Annotated in this window: 12 protein-coding genes; 11 read left to right on the top strand and 1 reads right to left on the bottom strand. The window is 38.1% G+C overall.

The genetic code is table 11. From position 1 onward, the window contains the following. The first annotated feature begins 11 nt into the window (after positions 1 to 11). The 11 genes from IPH66_01235 (at position 12) to ftsZ (ending at position 14,232) form a co-directional block, all read left to right on the top strand. The gene (locus IPH66_01235) at positions 12 to 452 is read left to right on the top strand and encodes a hypothetical protein (protein ID MBK7127977.1); all 441 of its coding nucleotides are present in this window, start codon (positions 12 to 14) and stop codon (positions 450 to 452) included. Beyond that, on the top strand, positions 452 to 2,536 hold the full coding sequence (locus tag IPH66_01240; protein ID MBK7127978.1) for a transpeptidase family protein: 2,085 nt from the start codon (positions 452 to 454) through the stop codon (positions 2,534 to 2,536). The genes IPH66_01235 and IPH66_01240 overlap by 1 nt, the downstream gene beginning before the upstream one ends. Beyond that, on the top strand, positions 2,536 to 3,999 hold the full coding sequence (locus tag IPH66_01245) for a UDP-N-acetylmuramoyl-L-alanyl-D-glutamate--2,6-diaminopimelate ligase (GenBank protein MBK7127979.1): 1,464 nt from the start codon (positions 2,536 to 2,538) through the stop codon (positions 3,997 to 3,999). The genes IPH66_01240 and IPH66_01245 overlap by 1 nt, the downstream gene beginning before the upstream one ends. Further along, positions 3,999 to 5,237, top strand: coding sequence for a phospho-N-acetylmuramoyl-pentapeptide-transferase (locus IPH66_01250; protein MBK7127980.1), 1,239 nt, complete (start codon positions 3,999 to 4,001; stop codon positions 5,235 to 5,237). Before IPH66_01245 ends, IPH66_01250 begins: the two co-directional genes overlap by 1 nt. A gap of 7 nt (positions 5,238 to 5,244) precedes the next feature. Next, on the top strand, positions 5,245 to 6,585 hold the full coding sequence (murD, locus tag IPH66_01255; GenBank protein ID MBK7127981.1) for a UDP-N-acetylmuramoyl-L-alanine--D-glutamate ligase: 1,341 nt from the start codon (positions 5,245 to 5,247) through the stop codon (positions 6,583 to 6,585). 11 nt (positions 6,586 to 6,596) lie between these two features. Then, positions 6,597 to 7,772 carry an FtsW/RodA/SpoVE family cell cycle protein gene (locus IPH66_01260; protein MBK7127982.1) on the top strand — a complete coding sequence of 392 codons (1,176 nt, stop codon included), beginning with the start codon at positions 6,597 to 6,599 and terminating at the stop codon, positions 7,770 to 7,772. Then, a complete protein-coding gene (gene murG, locus IPH66_01265; protein ID MBK7127983.1) occupies positions 7,759 to 8,883 on the top strand; it encodes an undecaprenyldiphospho-muramoylpentapeptide beta-N-acetylglucosaminyltransferase in 1,125 nt (374 codons plus the stop codon). Before IPH66_01260 ends, murG begins: the two co-directional genes overlap by 14 nt. 55 nt (positions 8,884 to 8,938) lie before the next feature. Beyond that, positions 8,939 to 10,312 (top strand): UDP-N-acetylmuramate--L-alanine ligase, encoded by a 1,374-nt coding sequence (locus IPH66_01270; GenBank protein MBK7127984.1) that lies wholly within the window; start codon positions 8,939 to 8,941, stop codon positions 10,310 to 10,312. Positions 10,313 to 10,315: 3 nt separating this feature from the next. After that, complete coding sequence (locus tag IPH66_01275; GenBank protein ID MBK7127985.1) at positions 10,316 to 11,101, top strand: hypothetical protein; 786 nt, start codon at positions 10,316 to 10,318, stop codon at positions 11,099 to 11,101. Positions 11,102 to 11,143: 42 nt separating this feature from the next. After that, positions 11,144 to 12,463, top strand: a complete 1,320-nt coding sequence (ftsA, locus tag IPH66_01280; GenBank protein MBK7127986.1) for a cell division protein FtsA — start codon at positions 11,144 to 11,146, stop codon at positions 12,461 to 12,463. Between the two features lie 95 nt (positions 12,464 to 12,558). Next, positions 12,559 to 14,232 (top strand): cell division protein FtsZ, encoded by a 1,674-nt coding sequence (ftsZ, locus tag IPH66_01285; GenBank protein ID MBK7127987.1) that lies wholly within the window; start codon positions 12,559 to 12,561, stop codon positions 14,230 to 14,232. Positions 14,233 to 14,369: 137 nt separating this feature from the next. Here the strand turns inward: ftsZ and IPH66_01290 are convergent, their stop codons facing one another. Continuing rightward, complete coding sequence (locus tag IPH66_01290) at positions 14,370 to 14,852, bottom strand: hypothetical protein (protein ID MBK7127988.1); 483 nt, start codon at positions 14,850 to 14,852, stop codon at positions 14,370 to 14,372. Positions 14,853 to 14,887 lie beyond the last annotated feature (35 nt).

Below are 14,887 nucleotides of genomic sequence, written 5' to 3' on the forward strand. Positions count from 1 at the left end.
GAGAAGAAAACATGGCAAAAAATCAGTACAATGAAAATACTGAGCCCGCACCTGAAAAAGAACCGGATCAAATAATTAATGAACCGGCAGGTGAAGAACTGAAAGAACCGAAAAAAGAGAAATTTTTTTCAGGTCGTGTTTTTGTTCAGTTTGTCAATGGAGAATTTCTTACAAGAGATTCTTTCTTGCGCAATTTGCCTTTTTATTTCTATGTCGGATTTCTTTTTGTGTTTGTCATTGCCTGGGGATATTATGGTGAGACTGTTGCAAAAAGAGAAGTACAACTTGAAAAAGAATTGGGTGAACTGAATTCTGAATTCTACACCCTGGCGGCAGATTACAATATGCAGCGCGGACGCAGACAAATTGCGCTGAGACTTGAGCCAATGGGCGTGAAAGAAAGTATGATATCACCAAAAAAAATACGAGTTAAAAAATATGTCTTCCCGTAATGGACGATAAAAAAAGTATCTATATCAAAGCTTACGCATTCTACATCATGGCATTTATCATGATGCTGGTGATCATTGTGCGCATTTGTGTGATACAATACGGTGATGTCGTTCCGGATAGCGCATACATCAATGAAGATGGTGAAGAAGTAACAACACGTGTTGATTCCATTGAGCCTGCTCGCGGGCGCATACTGGCTGATGATTACAGTGATTTGGTTACCTCGGTGCCTTTGTATAATCTCTTCATTGACCTCACCGTGATGAGTGATGAATTGTATCAGGAGCTGGACTCACTATCATATCGTTTATCAATTACGTTCCCTGAAAAATCAAAAGCTGAATGGGAAACTGAATTGCGCACCGGACGTGAAAATGAAAACCGATATTTCCCAATTGCAAAAAAAGTTAAGCATGACGTGGTGAAAGATGTTCGCACATTTCCAATTCTGCGTGAGAAAAAATATAAAGGCGGTTTTATTGAAGAAAAATTTACTAAGCGTGAAATGCCTTATGGTGAGTTGGCGCAACGCACATTGGGTTCTAAACGTGAAGGTGCAAAACCAATTGGTTTAGAAGGGGCATTTGATTATTATCTCTCAGGTGAATATGGTTTGCAAATGAAACAATGGGTGAACAATTCATGGAAACCGGTGAGCAGTGAGTACATGAAAGAACCCGTTGATGGAGCTGATATTGTAACCACTATCAATATAGGTATTCAGGATGTAGCAGAAAATGAGTTGAGACATCAGCTTGAAATGCAAAGTGCTAAACATGGTACCGTGGTTCTCATGGAAGTTGAAACGGGTTTTGTGAAAGCAATTGCAAATCTCACCCGGGGTGAAGATGGAAAATATTATGAAAGTTTTAACCACGCCGTGGCAACAAAAACTGACCCGGGCTCAACATTCAAATTGGCATCGCTCATGGCGCTGCTTGAGGATCATAAGGTGGATATTACGGATACTGTTGGCGCTTATGGTGAATATCATTTTTATAATCACACCATCAAAGATCATGATGAAGGTGGGTATGGTCGTATATCAATTCAACAGGCGTTTGAGAAATCATCAAACGTGTTTTCTAAAATTGTGAATGATGCGTATGCGCAAAATCCTCAACAGTTTATTGATAGATTAAAATCTTTTGGTTTGGGTGATACGCTGGGTATTGATATTTCAGGTGAGCCTGTACCGGTTGTAAAAAACGTGAATGAAGACGGTTGGTCTGGTTTAACCTTGCCGCAAATGGCTATTGGATATGAGGTGGAATTAACTCCATTGCAAATACTGGCTTTCTATAATGCGGTTGCAAATAATGGTGAATTAATCAAGCCGCAATTCGTGAAAGAAATTCGCAAAGATGGTCGCACGATTAAAAAATTTGAAAAGCTGGTGATCAAAGAAAAAATTTGTTCTGAAGAGACACTTGAAAAACTAAAAATTTGCCTTGAAGGGGTTGTTGAAAGAGGCACCGGAAGTGGGTTAAAAAGTGCCAATTTTAAAATTGCAGGCAAAACCGGAACAGCAAAATTGGTGAATACAAATCAAGGTTACGGAAGTGAATATCTTGCGTCGTTTGTTGGATATTTTCCGGCGGATAAACCTAAATATTCTTGCATTGTTTCAATTGCCGGACCCACACAACAAATTTATGGAGCTCAAGTTTCAGGTACTGTGTTTGCCGCAATTGCCAATAAAGTTTTCTCATCATCACTTGAATATCACCCTAACTACAATGCACGCAATAGAGTAGCAACCTATCCAAAAGTAAAATCAGGTAATGCGCATGACGCTGTGGTAGTACTTGATTTACTCGGTGTGAAATATAAAAATCTAACTCAAAATCAAAGTTGGATGGTATCTGGTATGGCAGAAGAATATGTAACGCTTGAAGCTCGGTATGTAGAAAAAAATCATGTACCCAACGTGGTAGGTATGCCGTTGAATGATGCCGTTTATCTCTGTGAAAACAGTGGCTTACGCGTTTCAATTCTAGGCAATGGAAAAGTAGTAAGTCAATCTCTTACAGCAGGAGATGTTTTCGTAAAAGGTCAACAAATTAAATTGGAATTACGCTAGTGAAAAATTTACAAGACATATTGTATAAAGTAAATATTGTTTCAGTGCACGGTACAACTGATCGTATGATTGAGGCAGTAGTTTTTGATTCTAGAAAAGTGGTTGAAAATTCAGCTTTCGTTGCCGTACGTGGTGTACAAGCTGATGGTCATGCATTCATTGAAAAAGCAATTCTGCAAGGTGCAACAGCAATCATTTGTGAGACCTTACCTGAAAAACGAATTGAACAAATCACCTATGTGCAGGTGAAAGATTCATCTGTTGCGTTAGCGTACATGGCGACAAATTATTTTGATAATCCGTCTCAAAAAATAACGCTGGTTGGTATTACCGGAACGAATGGAAAAACTACCACAACTACTTTATTGCATGATTTATTTACCGGTTTTGGTCATGCATGCGGATTAATTTCTACAGTAGTAAATAAAATTGGAAACAGAGAAATTCCATCTACGCATACAACGCCTGACCCGGTAGAATTGAACAGGCTTTTGAATGAAATGGTAAATGTGGGATGCAAGTATTGTTTTATGGAAGTGAGTTCACATGCCATACACCAGCACCGCATCACCGGACTTGAGTATAAAGTTGCAGCATTCACTAACATCACGCATGATCATTTGGATTATCATAAAACATTCAAAGAGTATATTCTTGCCAAAAAAGCATTCTTTGATCAATTGCCTTCATCAGCTATTTCGGTCATTAATATTGATGATGCCAACGGTGATATCATGGTGCAAAATACCAAGGCAAAAGTGCGTAAGTTGGCATTATTAACACTGGCAGATTACAAAGCAAAAATTATTGAAAATAGTTTTTCCGGATTAGTACTATCAATAAACGGGCATGAAGTGTACACGCATTTAATTGGTGGATTTAATGCCTATAATCTCTTAACAGTTTATGCCGTTGCAGTTGAGTTAGGATATCAACCATTAGATGTTTTAGTTGGCATTAGCAGTTTAAAATCTGTAGAAGGTAGATTTCAATATTTCAATTCAGACAAAAAAATTACTGCCATTGTAGATTATGCTCATACACCTGATGCGTTGAAAAATGTTTTGGGGACAATTCAATCTGTGCGTACGCGCAATGAACAAGTAATTACTATTGTAGGTTGTGGTGGTGATCGTGATCGCACCAAAAGACCGGTGATGGCAACAATTGCGGCAGACATGAGTGATCGTGTCATTTTAACTTCTGATAATCCACGTTCTGAAAATCCTGATGAAATTATTCGTGAAATGCAAACCGGTGTTCCGGCAGAAAGATATCAGCGTGTTTTATCAATTACCAATCGTGCTGAAGCAATCAAGGTAGCGTGCACACTTGCGCAACCGGGAGATATTTTGCTCATAGCCGGAAAGGGGCATGAAAAATACCAAGAAATAAATGGTGTAAAACATCCCTTTGATGATTTTGAAACTGTAAAACAAACCCTTAAATCCCTTCAGAAATAATGTTGTATTATTTGTTCCATTATCTAGATTCATTAGGCGTGCCAGGGGCTGGCGTGTTTGATTATATCTCCTTCAGATCAGCTATGGCTATCATCACATCATTGCTTATCTCTATGGTGTTTGGTAAAAAAATCATTGCTCTTTTGCGCAAACAGCAAATAGGTGAAACAGTACGTGATTTAGGTTTGGAAGGTCAAAAAGCAAAAGAAGGAACACCTACTATGGGTGGTCTAATCATTTTAGCTGCGGTGCTGATTCCAACTTTGCTTTTTGCCAAATTAGAAAACATCTACGTGATCATTATGTTGATTGCTACCGTGCTTTTAGGTTTGATTGGGTTCATTGATGATTACATTAAAGTATTCAAAAAAAATAAAGAAGGTCTTGCCGGACGTTTCAAAGTAGTTGGTCAAATTCTGGTAGGTGTAATTGTTGGTTCAATATTATATTTTCATCCTGATGTGCAGGTGCATGAAAATATTCCGGTAACTGAAAATATGCCAAACAGTGTTGAGGTTTCATCCAAGCATCAACATACTGATGCTGGAACCAAATGGGTGATGACGAAAGACATGACAACCACCATTCCTTTTGTAAAAGACAATGAATTTAATTACAACTGGCTGATTGGTGACACGGCAAAAAGTTATGGATGGTTGCTGTTTATTCCGGTAGTTATTTTCATCATCATCTCTGTTTCAAACGGTGCAAATATGACAGATGGGTTAGATGGTTTGGCAACGGGCACATCGGGTATTATTGCTATTGCTTTAGCTATCCTTGCATACGTTTCAGGTCACATTGAATTTGCTGATTATCTCAACGTGATGTACATTCCTGATTCAGCTGAATTAGTAATTTTTATTGCAGCTTTTATGGGCGCCTGTATCGGGTTTCTCTGGTACAATTCTTATCCTGCCCAAGTGTTTATGGGTGATACCGGAAGTTTAGCAATTGGTGGAATTATAGCAACGTTTGCAATTCTCATCCGAAAAGAATTATTGATTCCGGTTCTATGTGGTGTTTTCCTGATTGAAAATTTATCGGTTGTTATGCAAGTGATGTGGTTCAAATACACCAAGAAAAAGTTTGGTGAGGGACGAAGAATTTTCAAAATGGCTCCTCTGCATCATCATTACCAAAAATTAGGAATTCATGAAGCAAAAATTGTTTCGCGTTTCTGGATTGTCGGATTAATTCTGGCAGTTATAACCATTGTCACACTCAAATTGAGATAGAAATAACATGAGTAAAATTAGTTATACTGTTATTCTTGGCGCCGGTGAAAGTGGGGTAGGCGCAGCCTTGCTTGCAAAAGCAAAGGGTCATACTGTTTTTCTGTCTGACTACGGAAAAATAAAACCGTCATACAAACAAGAGCTTGAAGAAAATGACCTGGAATTTGAAGAAGGAAAACACAGTGAAGATAAAATTCTGAATGCAGATTTGGTAATTAAAAGTCCTGGCATTCCTGAAAAAGCTCCCATCATAAAAAAATTGCGAGAGAAAAAAATTCCTGTGATTTCTGAAATTGAATTTGCATCACGGTTTACTAATAAGAAAATGGTTTGTATCACGGGTTCAAATGGTAAAACCACCACCACCATGTTGGTTCATCACATCTTGAAAAAGGGAGGGAAAAAAGCTGAACTGGCAGGTAACGTTGGTAAATCATTGGCGCGTCAGGTCATTGATGATACGGCAGATGTTTATGTGATTGAACTCAGTTCATTTCAGTTAGATGATATGTATGATTTCAAAGCTGACATTGCCATCCTGCTTAATATCACACCAGATCATCTTGACCGGTACAATTATGAAATGCAGAATTATGTGGATTCTAAATTCCGCATTATTCAAAACATGACAAAAGGAGACTGGTTCATTTATAATGCAGATGATCCGGTTATTCTCACCGAAATGCAAAAAAGAAATATTGCCGCACAACTGGCACCATTCTCTATTGAAAAACAAGAGGGAATGATTGGATATGTAAACAACAACCAAATAAATATAAACCTTAAACCTGAATTCACTATGTCAATCCACGACCTGTCCCTCAAAGGGAAACACAACACGCAAAACTCACTGGCAGCTGCAATTACCGGCCGTCTGTTAGAAATCAGAAATGAAAGTCTGATAGAGAGTTTGTCTGATTTTAAAAATGTTGAACACCGACTTGAATTTGTTGCTAAAATAAATGGTGTTGAGTTCATCAATGATTCAAAAGCAACCAATGTAAATTCTGTGTGGTATGCACTGGATTGTATGGATAAACCTTTGGTTTGGATTGTAGGTGGTGTTGACAAAGGCAATGATTATGACTCCTTGTTGCCCTTGGTAAAGGATAAAGTAAAAGCCATTGTTTGCTTAGGTACTGACAATGAAAAAATCAAATCTACTTTCAGCGGCTTGGTTGAACATATTGCTGAAGCTAAATCAGCTTATGAGGCGGTTGCTTTATCGTATCGCTTTGCAAAAAAAGACATGGCGGTTTTGCTCTCACCTGCCTGCGCAAGTTTTGATTTGTTTGAAAACTATGAAGACAGAGGAAAACAATTTAAAGCGGCTGTAAGACAATTATAATTTATTTTGACTTGAAAGATTTGTTCAAATATCTAGGCGGAGATCGCAATATCTGGGTACTGGCAATTTTCCTTGGATTAATTTCCGTGGTGTCGGTTTTCAGTTTTATCCCCATTCTTGTAAAAGTGAAAGGGATGAGTTATGCTTATTTATTTTTCAAACATTTCTCCTTGTTATTGCTTGGTTTTGTGCTCATGTATGTGGTACATAAAATTCCGGTGAAAGTGTATTCAAGGCTTGCCCGGTTTTTGATGTATGTAGCAGTAATTCTGCTTGTGCTTACCATGTTGGTTGGTGAAAGTGTAAATGGAGCAGATCGTTGGTTGAAAATTCCTTTTGTTCCGTTTTCATTTCAGACATCTGATTTTGCAAAGCTTGCACTCATAGTTTATCTGGCAAGACAATTTACAAAACGCAAAGATGAGTTTGGTGATTTTAAAGTTGTGTTCAAACATATTTTATTACCAACCGGAATGATTATTTTACTCATTCTGCCATCTAATCTTTCAACCGCCGGACTTGTTGCAATGCTCGCTTTTGCTATGATGATTCTTGCAAAATTTCCATGGAAATGGATTGGTTTATCTGTTGGTTCCATGGTGGCTGTTTTTCTCTTGTTGTTGTTGGTTGCAAAACTACAGCCTGAAGTATTACCGCGTGTTGAAACATGGCGCATGCGAATTGTGAGAATGTTTGGAGATGATGTAGAACAGAAAGAACAAATTCAAGTAAACAATGCGCTGGCCGCTATCAAAAATGGTGCAATCACGTGGAATGATCCATTGCCTGAAGGTCCGGGTAATGGTGTGCTTAAACATTATATTCCTGAAGCGTATGCAGATTTTTATTTTGCAGCGCTGATTGAAGAAGGCGGTTTGCCAACGGCTATACTTATTATAATTCTGTATCTGGCAATGTTTTTCAGGTTTATCAAAGCCGGATTAGGAGCAGAAGATTTGTATGGAACATACGTGGCACTAGGTATAGCAGTTATGCTGATGTCGCAGGCATTAATCAATATGATGGTAAGTACAAAATTAATGCCTGTCACCGGGCAAAATATGCCCCTGCTTTCAATGGGTGGTACATCATCATGGTTTACGTGCATTGCATTTGGAATGGTATTAAGCATCAGCCGGAATCAATTTAAATCAACTAATCAAACCGAACCAAATGTCATTGAATAGAGTAATAATAAGCGGCGGAGGTACCGGTGGACATATTTTTCCGGCGGTGGCAATTGCCGATTGTATAAAGCAACATTACCCGGCTTGTGAAATTTTGTTTGTAGGTGCAGATGGAAAAATGGAGATGGAAAAAGTGCCACGCGCGGGTTATAAAATTGTCGGACTGCCTATTCGTGGATTACAAAGAAAATTAACCCTACAAAATCTTTCATTTCCATTTAAATTATGGAAAAGTTTGCGCATGGCTAAAAAAATAATTCGTGAATTCAAACCGCAAATTGCCATTGGTGTTGGTGGTTATGCAAGTGCTGCAACATTAAGGGTGGCCGCTAAAATGGGAGTGCCTACTTTATTGCAAGAACAGAATTCGTATCCCGGAATAACGAATAAATGGCTGGCTGATAAAGCAAAAATAATTTGTGTTGCGTATGAAAATTTAGACAGATTTTTCCCAAAAGAAAAACTGGTCATGACAGGTAATCCCGTGCGCATGGAGATGGTGGCTATTGAAGGTAAAAAACAAAAAGCCATTTCTCATTTCCGTCTTGATCCGGCAAAAAAAACAGTGCTGGTGATTGGTGGTAGTTTGGGTGCACGCACAGTGAATGAAAGTGTTTTGCATAACATCTCAAATTTATTGGATCAAAATGTTCAGTTGATTTGGCAATGCGGAAAAGTATATGTTGAACAACTAAAAGCAGATTTAGAAAAATTGAAAGGAAAAACTGTTTTTTCAGATCAAGGCGGTCCGGTTTATCTTTCGGATTTTGTTTTTGAAATGGATTTGGCTTATGCAGCGGCTGATCTGATAATTTCACGTGCGGGAGCTATCTCTGTCTCTGAAGTTTGCCTGGTTGGAAAGCCCGTAATTCTGGTCCCTTCACCAAATGTGGCTGAAGACCATCAGACAAAAAATGCTATGGCACTGGTGAATAAAAATGCAGCCATTTTAGTAAAAGATATTGAGGCGAAAGAAACGCTGATCAAAAAAGCGTTGGATCTTTTTGCTGATCAAAAATTGGCTGAGCAATTGGCTGAAAATATTAAAAAATTAGGAATTGCAGATGCTCCCGTTCGCATTTTAAAAGAGATTGAAAAAATTATCAGATAAAATTCAAAATTGGGAATTGCATATATATCATGCAAGCAGAGTAAAGAATTGAAAAATGAAATTTGAAGAAATACATACAGTATATTTTGTCGGAATTGGCGGCATAGGTATGAGCGCTTTAGCTCGTTATTTCAAGTCGCAGAACAAACAAGTGAAAGGCTATGATAAAACACGCACTGACTTAACTGAACAGCTTACTGCTGAAGGTATTCAGGTGCATTATGATGATTGGGGTACTAAGGTTTTAGAGGGGTTGAATAAATTAAATACACTGGTTATTTATACTCCTGCAATTCCAAAAGATCATGGTGAATTATTGGCATTTGAACAAGAGAATTTTTATTTGATCAAACGGGCAAAAGCACTCGGTATTATTTCAGGTGGCTTTGAAACATTCGCTGTTGCCGGTACGCATGGCAAAACTACAACCAGTACTTTACTTGCCTGGGTATTGAGTAATACTGAACTTGGTTGTAATGCTTTTGTTGGTGGTATTTCAGCCAATTTCCAGTCTAATACCATCATCAATGCTTCATCAAAAAGAGTAGTAGTAGAAGCTGATGAGTTTGACCGCTCATTTCTTCAGCTTGATCCATATTACACCATTGTCACAAACATGGATCCTGATCATTTGGATATTTATGGTGATGGTTCACATCTCTTGACTTCATTCAATGATTTTATGAATAGAACCAACGATGATGGATTACTGGTTCTAAATGTAAATCTAAAAGTAGATCAGTTTATATTCACATCCTCGGTTGGGCGCATAACCTATGGTTTGCATAAGGATGCAGATTATTTTGCAACCAATATCCGATATGAACAAGGTAAGTTTTTATTTGATATTCGTAAACCTGATCGTGCGGTAGTTGCCGCAATTGAACTTGGCATTCCGGGGGAACATAATTGTGAAAATGCAACGGCAGTTTTTGCCTTATGCAATGAGTTAGGAATGCCTGAAAAAACTTTGCGCAATGCTCTGGCATCGTTTAAAGGTGTTCAGCGCAGATTTGATTTTCAGATTAGACGAGATGATATTGTAGTGATTGATGATTATGCGCATCATCCAACAGAGATTACAGCATTTTTAAGTGCGGTTAGAAAATTGTATCCTGATAAAAAAATCACGGCAGTTTTTCAACCACATCTTTTTAGCAGAACAAGGGATTTTATGGATGGTTTTGCCTCATCATTGGCATTGGCTGATGAATTGTTTTTGCTGGATATTTATCCGGCTCGTGAGCTCCCAATACCAGGCATTACCAGTTCTGCATTGCTTGAAAAAGTGAACCTCAAAAACAAATGGATGAGCACGAAAGAAACCATTGTAAAAGATTTGAAAAAAGAACGACGAGAGGTTGTTGTCATTGTTGGTGCAGGTGATATTGATACTTGTGTAAAACCCATTACAGAAGCTTATATATAGCCTATGAAAAAGTGGATTAGAAATATTTTGTGGTTTTGTTTTCTTGCAGCCGTCTGTGTGTTAATGGCATTTGCAAACCGCAGTCAATCAAGTCAGATTGTGGGTATGCCGCAAATAGAAATTGAGGTGTCTGACCACATGTTGCTCCTCACAAAAGATCAAGTAACTGAGCGCTTAACAAGTCGGAATCTTATTTCACCTGATCATAATTATAGTCAGCGTGATTTGGAAAAAATTGAAAAAGAAATTTCAAGTATGACTGAAGTGAGATCAGCAAAAGTGTACTCTTACGTGTCCGGTTCATGGGCTATAGATATCTCATTGCGCAAACCCATTGCACGAATTTTTAACCTTGATTCATCAAGCTGTTATCTTGATTCAGATGGCCGATTGATGCCGCTTTCTGATACCTATACGGCACGCGTATTAACCGTAAACGGTTTCATCAATGAAAACAACTTTAGCAAAAATGTGGATGAGATAATCAACAATGACAGTTTGAAAACTATTGAAATTCTTGATGATTTGTACGCTATTTCGCAATATGTTTGTTCAGATGAGTTCTTTTCTGCGCAGATTACACATATATACGTTAATCAGTTCCGTGAATTTGAACTGATACCAAGAGTGGGTGATCAGCGAATACTTTTTGGAGATGCTGAACAGGTACAAGGTAAATTTAAAAAACTACGGTACTTCTACAGTGAAGGGCTGAGTCGCGCAGGTTGGGAGAACTATGATACCATCAACGTGATGTATAAAAATCAGGTGGTTTGTTCAAAAAGATAGTACATCTCGGAATAAGAACAAGAGAATAAAAAAAATAAAACTATGTCAGAAATAGTAGTAGGATTAGATATAGGGACAACAAAAATTGCATGCATTGTAGGCAGACGCACGCAGCATGGAAAAATTGAAATTTTGTCTATTGGTAAGGCAGAAAGTGTTGGCGTAACACGAGGTGTTGTTTCCAATATTGAAAAAACTGTGCAGTCAATTAAAGCGGCTGTTGAAGAGGCACAATCCAAAGTGAAAGGTGAACTGAAAGTTCGTGTAGTAAATGTTGGTATTGCCGGACAGCACATCAATTCATTGCAACACCGTGGCATGCTTACCCGCCGTAGTTTAGACACTGAAATTTCACAAGCTGATATTGATGCTTTGATTGAGGATATGTACAAACTGGTTGTTCAGCCGGGTGAAGAAATTATCCATGTTTTGCCGCAAGAATATATTGTAGATCAAGAGCAAGGTATCAAAGATCCGATTGGTATGTCAGGCATGCGCCTGGAAGCAAATTTCCACATTATAACAGGTCACATTGCTGCAGCAAAAAACATTAAAAAATGTGTTGACAAGGCAGGTCTTGAAATTGATGAAATGATTCTTGAACCATTGGCATCTTCTGAAGCAGTATTGAGTGAAGAGGAAAAAGAAGCCGGTGTGGTATTGGTTGATATTGGTGGTGGAACAACTGATATTGCCATTTTTCAGGATGGAATAATTCGTCACACAGCGGTGATTCCTTTTGGTGGTAACGTGATCACTGAAGACATAAAAGAAGGATGCACCATCATGAAAAGACATGCTGAACTGCTGAAAGTGAAATTTGGTTCTGCTCTTGCCAGTGAGTGCCAGCATAATGAAGTGGTTTGTATTCCGGGCTTGCGCGGACGTGAGCCAAAAGAAATTTCTGTGCGAAATCTTGCATCTATCATTCAAGCGCGAATGGAAGAAATTATTGAGCACGTTTATTATGAAATAAAAAATTCAGGCTTTGAGAAAAAACTCATTGGTGGTATTGTTGTAACAGGCGGTGGTGCCCAAATGAATCACATTACACAGTTATTTGAATACATCACCGGAATGGATACGCGCATTGGTTACCCTAATGAACATCTTGCGCCTACAACCACTGCTGAAAATATTACCAGCCCAATGTTTGCAACCGGAATTGGATTAGTAGTTAAAGGATTTCAGGCAATGCAACGTGTTATGCCTGATGCCACAGAAGAGAAAAAAACAGAAGAAGAACAACAACAAAAACCCGCAAATAATAATACGGTGAAAACACATTCTACCAAAACCAAAGGTGGTTTCTTCGACAAAATTCTGTCAAAAAGCCGCACCTGGTTTGAAGAAGAAGATTAAAAAATCGTAGGGGCGAATCGAATTCACCCTAACGCAAAACGAAAACAATAATTAATAATAACAGTCCAATACATCAGGACATAAAAACGAAAGCTATGGAATTTGATTTGCCAAAAGAACTGTCGTCAATTATAAAAGTAGTTGGCGTTGGAGGAGGAGGAAGCAATGCCGTGAATCACATGTTCAATCAAGGCATTAAAGGAGTTGATTTTGTTGTATGCAATACTGATCAGCAGGCTCTGGATTTGAGTCCGGTTCCAATGAAAATTCAGTTAGGCTCAAGCCTTACTGAAGGACGCGGTGCAGGCGCAATTCCTGAAATTGGAAAAAATGCCGCACTTGAAAATATTGATGACATTCGTCGGTTTTTATCTACTTCCACTAAAATGGTTTTCATCACGGCCGGTATGGGTGGTGGAACAGGAACAGGTGCTGCTCCGGTGATTGCAAAAGTTGCTCGTGAAATGGATATTCTCACAGTTGGAATTGTGACCGTGCCTTTTGCTTTTGAAGGTAAAAAACGTAAACAACAAGCTGAAGAAGGTTTAGAGCAAATGCGTCAGAACGTTGACACTTTGCTAGTGATCAACAATGACAGATTGCGTGAAATGTATGGTAATCTTTCACTAGGATCAGCTTTTGCACAAGCAGATAATGTATTGTCTATTGCCGCAAAAGGAATTGCTGAAGTAATTTCTGTTACCGGTTTAATCAATGTTGATTTTAATGATGTGAATACGGTGATGAAAAGCAGCGGTGTTGCCATCATGGGATCAGCAACAGCAGAAGGTGAACATCGTGCAATTGAAGCAGTGAAAAGTGCCCTTGCATCTCCATTGCTTAACGATAATGATATCCGCGGTGCTAAATATGTATTGCTGAATATCACCTATGGAAATAAAGAAATTCTGATGGATGAAATTGGAATCATCACAGATTATATTCAGGATGAAGCCGGCTCAACTGCTGATGTAATTTGGGGACATGGTTATGATGAAAGTTTGGGTGAATCAATCAACCTTACTCTTATTGCAACCGGTTTTAAATCAACTCCAATGACCGGTCTTGAAAAAGCACCTGAAAAAACAGTCATTAATCTTGAAGATTCAATTGCCAAACCTGTTGTTGCTCCGGTGACTTCGCCGGTGAGTGAAAGTATTACAGACATAGTATCTGATTCGGTATCAACTAATGATCAGGATTTGTTTTCAACTCAAAGCAATGTTTTTAAAGAAGATGAAGAAGAGCAACCATATATTAAGGTTAAAGAAGAAACACAGCCTGAAATTAACTGGAGCTTTCAATCAGAATCTGTTAAATCAAGCTCAGATGAATTGACATTTGAAACTGAGAAAGATAATTTTAGTTTGTCATCAGAACCATTTGATGCAAAAAAATCTGACGATGCTCCGATTGAAGAAAAGGAATCAGTTATTCGTCACATGCTTACTGATGACTTAGATGAGCGTGATGAAACCAATGAAAATCTTCAGACTAAACAACCTCTCTCATTAGATGAGCAGCAGAAAAGAACCAAAGAACGATTAGAGAGAATTCAGTCGTACACATCAAAAATGAAAACCTCGTCAGGTCTTTCAGATCTTGAAAAAGAACCTGCATACAAAAGAAAGAATATTACCATTAATGATATTCCTCATTCATCAGAAGATCAGATGAGCAAGTTCACTTTATCAGAAGAAACTGAAGAGGGCAAACGCAAATTTGGTTTGAAAGAGAATAACTCTTTCCTGCATGACAATGTTGATTAGGAAACAGTTTTTATATCAGAAAAACGTCTCTTAAGGGAGGCGTTTTTTTTTGGATATAATTAAAGAAATTACATTCGTTTTTTCAGAATAAAAACACCTTGAAAGCGAATTTTACTAATAGATTTTTATATAGTACATCAAGTCCTCTTCCAAACAATTGCCGGATGTGTAAGACCGGTAGCGTTTTCTGATGCATTACCTGTTGCAGGTGATTGTTCTTCCACTAAAAATGTCCAGTCATTTTTAATGATGACTTTCATAAAACCGTAGGCTTCAAAATTTGTTGGATCATTTTCATTGCGTATACGATGATAATATCCTTCACCAAATTTCAGGTTGAAGGGATTCATGATAAATTCTCCGTTGAATAATTTTGTACCTGACGGGCTGATAGCAGTGAATAATATGGAATGTTTTTTTACTTCACATTTCACGGTATAATTTGCCGTATCACTGCTGCTTTGCAAAAAAACATCAAACGTTGCGTGATGATATTTGTTGCGAAGAAATAACCAGAATCGTCCAAGTTGTGTTGCATAAAACAAACCAATTAGACATAATCCGATAAATACTCCGTAGAGCAAACTATCAAAAAAATAACTACCTGCATTCACTGGCATAACCTTTCAATTAAATATGGTAGCCTTTTGATACG

It is taken from the genome of Crocinitomicaceae bacterium (assembly GCA_016708105.1).
Taxonomy (GTDB): Bacteria; Bacteroidota; Bacteroidia; order Flavobacteriales_D; family Crocinitomicaceae; genus JADJGJ01.

Bases quoted from the DNA above. Each gene is read 5' to 3' on its own strand.
- IPH66_01235 (MBK7127977.1), top strand. From the start codon at position 12: ATGGCAAAAAATCAGTACAATGAAAATACTGAGCCCGCACCTGAAAAA.
- IPH66_01240 (MBK7127978.1), top strand. From the start codon at position 452: ATGGACGATAAAAAAAGTATCTATATCAAAGCTTACGCATTCTACATC.
- IPH66_01250 (MBK7127980.1), top strand. From the start codon at position 3,999: ATGTTGTATTATTTGTTCCATTATCTAGATTCATTAGGCGTGCCAGGG.
- murD (MBK7127981.1), top strand. From the start codon at position 5,245: ATGAGTAAAATTAGTTATACTGTTATTCTTGGCGCCGGTGAAAGTGGG.
- murG (MBK7127983.1), top strand. From the start codon at position 7,759: ATGTCATTGAATAGAGTAATAATAAGCGGCGGAGGTACCGGTGGACAT.
- IPH66_01270 (MBK7127984.1), top strand. From the start codon at position 8,939: ATGAAATTTGAAGAAATACATACAGTATATTTTGTCGGAATTGGCGGC.
- IPH66_01275 (MBK7127985.1), top strand. From the start codon at position 10,316: ATGAAAAAGTGGATTAGAAATATTTTGTGGTTTTGTTTTCTTGCAGCC.
- ftsA (MBK7127986.1), top strand. From the start codon at position 11,144: ATGTCAGAAATAGTAGTAGGATTAGATATAGGGACAACAAAAATTGCA.
- ftsZ (MBK7127987.1), top strand. From the start codon at position 12,559: ATGGAATTTGATTTGCCAAAAGAACTGTCGTCAATTATAAAAGTAGTT.
- IPH66_01290 (MBK7127988.1), bottom strand. From the start codon at position 14,852: ATGCCAGTGAATGCAGGTAGTTATTTTTTTGATAGTTTGCTCTACGGA.